A 5,111-nucleotide genomic window follows, 5' to 3' on the forward strand; every position below is an offset into this window, starting at 1 on the left:
CCGCAGCGCCTGCCGGGCACCGATCTGGGCGGCGAGCGCGTCGCGCATGCCGGCCTCCACAGCGAACGGCGTGTCGATGGCCGCCATCAGCTCCAGCGAACGGCCGGAAAGCGGCGTCGGCAGCAGGCAGCCGCCGGCATGCCGGGCCACCCAGGCAGCGATGCTGCGGGCCCTTTGCGAGCCGGCGACGGGATCGGCCCCATAGGAAGCATCGAGGATCAGGAGATCGCACGACGGCAAAGGCTGCATCTGGAAGACGGCGCTCTGCGGCACCATGTCGGCGGCATACACGACACGGGTCCCCTCGCCCGTCACCGCGAACCACACGCCCCCGACCACATGACCGGACGCACCGGTCTGCACCTGCAGCGCGCCGACAGCGAGCGTCTCGCCGGGCCGGAAGAGCCGGATCTGCGCATCGGGTGGCGGAAAGTCCCGCAGATCCAGCGGATCGGCGTATTGGGCGAGCGTCGCCGGCATTTCGGCACGGGTCTCCGCCGTCATGTAGACCGGCCCGCCATAACCCAGCCTCAAGAGCCGGCACAGTGCGCCGATGTGATCCTCATGGGCGTGGGAGATGAACAGCGCGTCGATCTCTCCGACCGGCCGCGCCAGCCGCGGGTAATAGGCATCGCCCGTGGCGCCGACCTTGATCCCCGCATCGAGCATGATGCGGGTCCTGCCATCGCTGACGGCGATGCTGGTGCGCCCCTTTTCCCCAAAACCGCCCTGGAGATCGACCTGCAGCATCAGGCGCCCTCGCCGGCCGGGATGAGCCAGCCGGAGGTGATGCGCAAGCGCGCCCGCTGGCCTGCCTCGAAGGCGACGGGGTCCGGCTGGTCGAAATGGAGCCCAACCTGCGGCGCGCCATCCGGCTCGAATTCGACCCGCGCGGCCCCGCCGCGATAGACGGCCCGCGTGACGGTGCCGCCGAAGCCCTCGGCCTTGCCTTTCGCCGCCTCGATCTGCGAGGCGCGGCAGCAGATGCGCGCATCCCTGCGCGGCTTCTCGCCCTTGCGGCAACGCACGACCAGCTCCTGCCCGAGCACCCGCACCTTGCATGCCCCCCGCTTCTCCGCCGTCAAAACGTCGGCCGGCAGGACCATGCCCTGCGAGATGAAGGAGGCGACCATCTCATTTGCCGGCGCATGGTACAGCTCGTGAGGCGTCGCGAGCTGCATGAGGCGGCCGTGATCGATCACCGCGATGCGGTCGGCGAGCGCCATGGCCTCGGCCTGGTCGTGGGTGATGTAGAGAATGGTGGTGCCGGTGCGCTTGTGGAAACTGGCGAACTCGTCCTCCATCGAGGCGCGCAGATGCACGTCGAGATTGGCGAGCGGCTCGTCGAAGAGCACCAGGCGCGGCTCGGCCACCAGGCAGCGGGCAAGCGCGACGCGCTGCCGCTGGCCGCCGGACAGGTTGGCGGGCCGGCGATCGCCATATGGCTGCATGTCGACGAGCGCCAGCGCATCGCCGACCCGCTTGTCGCGCTCGGCGCGGGAAACGCCCGCCACCTTGAGGGCGTAGGCGATGTTCTCGGCCACCGTCATGTGCGGCCACAGCGCATAGTTCTGGAAGACGATGCCGACGCGGCGCCTTTCGGGCGGCACATTCATCGCCGGCGAGGAGACCTCGCGCCCGCCGATGCTGATGCGCCCCCCGGTGACGGTCTCGAAGCCGGCGATCATGCGCAGCAGCGTGGTCTTGCCGCAGCCCGACGGCCCGAGCACGGCCAGGAACTCGCCGTCGGCGACGTCAATCGACACGCTGTCGAGCGCTTTGCTGGCGCCGAAGCTCTTGGTGACGTTGTCGATGCTCAGTCCCGCCATGGAAGAACTCCGTCCGGTAGTTTTTTTGCGAAGAGGCTGGCGAGCAGCATCAGGAGAAAGGTGGTCGCGACCATGATGACGGAGACCGCCGCCGCGTATTTGGAATCGCCGCCCTGCTCGAACGAGAAGATGACGACGCCGATGGTCTCCGACCCGGACGACCACAGGAGGGCGGAGACCGTGAGCTCGCACAGCGCCGTCATGAAGATGAGCAGGCCGCCGGCGATGGCCGCCGGCGCGATGAGCGGGAAGATGATGGTGCGCATGCGCGTGAAGAGCCCCGCGCCGGCCACCTGCGCGGCCTCCTCGAGCGCCCGGTCGAGCTGGAAATAGCCGGTGACGGTCGGCCGCACGGCGAGCACCAGGAAGCGGGCGAGATAGGCATAGAGGATGATCCAGACCGTGTTGTAGATCTGGATGCCGGTGATCGGCATCGGCTTCAGGAACAGGAGCAGCGACGCGATGGCCAGCACCACGCCCGGCAGCGCATAGGGCAGCTCGACCGCCAGGTTGAGCGCCTTGATCCAGCGGTTCCTGCCCCAGGCGATCACATAGGCGATGGGGATCGCGGCAAAGACGGCGAACACGGCCGCCGCGGCCGAAAGATAGAGGCTGTTGAGGAAAGCCCGGCTCGCCGCGGCATGCTCGAAGACGACGAAACGATAATTCTCGATCGTCGCCGTGCCGGCCGTCAGCGTGACGCCGTAGCCGCGCACCAGCGAGGTGAGGATCAGCCCGACCAGCGGCAGGACGAGGATGAAGACGATCAGCGCCCACATGCCGAGTTCCACCGGAACCTGCCAGCGGCCAAGCTGGTAGGGAGCGGCGGGCAGCGAGGCGGAGGTGATGCGGAAGTCGCGGCGCTTGGCGATCCGATCCTGTGCCACGATGCCGATCATGGCGATGACGCCGATCAGCACCGACAGGAAGGCGACGGCCGACAGGACGGCGGGGCCGCCGCCGGCGAGGCGCTGGTAGATCAGCGTCGGCAGGACGAGATAGTTCGCCGGAATGCCGAGGAAAGCGGGGATGCCGAAATTACCCACGCAGGACACGAAGGTGAGTGCGGCGGCACCGACGATCGACGGCGTCATCAGCGGCAGGATGATGGTGACGAGCACACGCGCCCAGCCGGCCCCGCTCGACTGCGCGGCCTCGACCAGCTCGCGCGGCAGCTTGCGCAGGCCGGCGCGCACGATCAGGAAGACCAGCGGCGCATACTGGATGCCGAGCAGGAAGACGATGCCTTCAGGCGAATAGAGGGGATTGCGCGTGCCGAGCGGCGGCGCCATGCCCAGCATGTTGAGCAGCGGGCTCGACGGGCCGAACAGTTGCAGCCACGCGAGTGCGGTCACCTGCGGCGCGATCATCAGCGGCGTGACGAAGCAGAGCACGAAGGCCTGGCGCTGGCGCACGTCGGTCAGCGAGACGAGGATGGCGACAGCGACGCCCAGCACCAGGGCAAAGAGCGTGCCGCCCACGCCCACGCACAGCGTGTTCCAGGTGGCGACCCAGGTGCTGCGGCTGACGAGGCCGGTGCGGATGACATCGAGCGAGAAGCGCCCGCCGGGCAGCACGACCTCCTGCAGGAGCCGTGCCATCGGCAGCAGCGAAAAGACGACGATGATCGCGACGATGCCCATCGTCAGGGCCAGCTCCTGGCCCTGACGTTCCTTCTGCATTGCGGACATTTGCCGGTGCCTCAGCCGCCGAACATGGAGGAGAACTTCTCCTTGTTGGCGTCGATCTCATCGACCACCTTCTTGACGTCGACGGACATCACCTTCACCTGCGTGCCCTCGGGCAGCCAGTCTGGGCGGCCCGCCGCCGGATTGGCCGGCAGGTAGCCCTGCTCCAGCGCCAGCTTCTGACCCGCGTCGGAGAGGATGAAGTCGACGAATTTCCTGGCCGCCTCGGGATTCTTCGCCGTCGACATGATGGCGACCGGCTCCGTCACCGCCGTCACGCCTTCCTCGGGGAAGACGAACTCGATCGGCGAACCGTCCTTCTTGGCGTTCATGGCCATGAAGTCGACCAGGATGCCGTAGGCCTTCTCGCCGCTGGCGACCGACTTCAGCACCGCGCCGTTGCCGCGCACGCTGACCAGGCCGTTTTCCTTCAGCTTCTCGAAATAGTCCCAGCCGAGGTCGTCGCGCCCGACGAAGGCCGACAGCATATAGGCCGCCGCGCCCGAATAGAGAGGGCTCGGCATGATGGTGAGGTTCTTGTAGGCCTCGCCCGAAAGATCCGACCAGTGCTCAGGCTTCTCGGCGGCGCCGGTGTTGTAGGCGATGCCCGTGGTGATCAGCTTGGAGCCGAAATAGGTCTTGTCGGCGTCATAGGCGGCCGGATCGAAGCCTTCCACATCGGCTTCGGGATAGGCCATCAGGTGGCCGTCCTTCTTCAACGTCTCCATGCTAACCGCATCGGCGATCAGAAGCACGTCGGGCTGCGGGCTACCGGCGGCGAACTCGGCGGCCAGCTTGGTCATCAGGTCACTGGTGCCGGAGCGGAAGATCTGCACCTCCACGCCGGGATTGGCTTGCTTGAAGGCATCGACCGTGGCGGCGGCATCGGCGTCCGGCTGCGACGTGTAGAGAACCAGGTCCTCGGCGAAGGCCGGACCGAAGGCTGCGGATGCGAGCAATGCGGTCGCCAGCGCGACCTTGCGAATGGTTGATCTGCGTTCCATCGAGATGGACTCCTCTGTTTGCATATTCCGACGACTGCAGTGCCGGAACTCCTCCCCTGCATGCGCAATATGACAGGCACGTAACAATTGCGCTCGGATATTGAGCATGAACATATGTTTTTCGTCAATAACAAAAGAACGCAATAAAATTTCGTTGCTTTCGCCTTGCAATCCCTGCGGGCACCGGTCCGGCATGTGCTAAACCTGAAGCGATGAAAGAGGGAATCAACTCCGTGCCGCGCAAAACGAAAAAAAAGGACAAGGCGAGCCAGCCGACGCTTTCCTCCGTGGACATGAACGTGAAGATGGCCTGGCTCTATTACGTGGAAGGGCTGACGCAGGAGAAGATCGCCAGCCTCCTGAACGTCAGCCGCATGAAGGTGATGCGGGCGCTGGCCGCCAGCGCCGAGGACCACACCGTCGTGACCACCATCAATGCCGACACCGCCGAGCAGATCGCGCTGGAGCGGCAACTGGAGAAGCGCTGGAACCTGCAGAGCGCGATCGTCGTGCCGGAACCGGACGAGACGCAGAAGCTGGAGCGCGCCATCGGCCATGCCGTGGCGCGCTATCTCGAAGAGCAGCTTCAC

5 protein-coding genes are annotated in these 5,111 nt (G+C 66.3%); 1 reads left to right on the plus strand and 4 read right to left on the minus strand.

Going from position 1 to position 5,111, the window contains the following annotated elements; translation table 11 throughout:
- The 4 genes from NUU27_RS24845 to NUU27_RS24860 all read right to left on the minus strand — a co-directional run.
- Positions 1-750, minus strand: a 750-nt coding sequence (locus NUU27_RS24845; protein WP_257764973.1) for an MBL fold metallo-hydrolase, incomplete at its 3' end; no start/stop codon positions are given.
- Positions 750-1,829, minus strand: coding sequence for an ABC transporter ATP-binding protein (locus NUU27_RS24850; protein ID WP_257764974.1), 1,080 nt, complete (start codon positions 1,827-1,829; stop codon positions 750-752). The genes NUU27_RS24845 and NUU27_RS24850, both read right to left, overlap by 1 nt.
- Positions 1,817-3,520 carry an iron ABC transporter permease gene (locus NUU27_RS24855; RefSeq protein ID WP_257764975.1) on the minus strand — a complete coding sequence of 568 codons (1,704 nt, stop codon included), beginning with the start codon at positions 3,518-3,520 and terminating at the stop codon, positions 1,817-1,819. The genes NUU27_RS24850 and NUU27_RS24855 overlap by 13 nt, the downstream gene beginning before the upstream one ends.
- 11 nt (positions 3,521-3,531) lie before the next feature.
- Positions 3,532-4,521: an ABC transporter substrate-binding protein gene (locus tag NUU27_RS24860; RefSeq protein WP_257764976.1), complete on the minus strand. Its 990-nt coding sequence runs from the start codon at positions 4,519-4,521 to the stop codon at positions 3,532-3,534.
- A 212-nt stretch (positions 4,522-4,733) separates the two neighbouring features.
- Between NUU27_RS24860 and NUU27_RS24865 the strand changes: the two genes are divergently transcribed.
- On the plus strand, positions 4,734-5,111 hold a 378-nt coding region (locus NUU27_RS24865), incomplete at its 3' end, for a sugar-binding domain-containing protein (protein ID WP_308220002.1).

This window comes from Nitratireductor sp. ZSWI3, assembly GCF_024655565.1.
GTDB lineage: Bacteria > Pseudomonadota > Alphaproteobacteria > Rhizobiales > Rhizobiaceae > Nitratireductor.

Coding starts and splice junctions, on each gene's coding strand:
- NUU27_RS24855 (WP_257764975.1), bottom strand. CDS start 3,520: ATGTCCGCAATGCAGAAGGAACGTCAGGGCCAGGAGCTGGCCCTGACG.
- NUU27_RS24860 (WP_257764976.1), bottom strand. CDS start 4,521: ATGGAACGCAGATCAACCATTCGCAAGGTCGCGCTGGCGACCGCATTG.
- NUU27_RS24850 (WP_257764974.1), bottom strand. CDS start 1,829: ATGGCGGGACTGAGCATCGACAACGTCACCAAGAGCTTCGGCGCCAGC.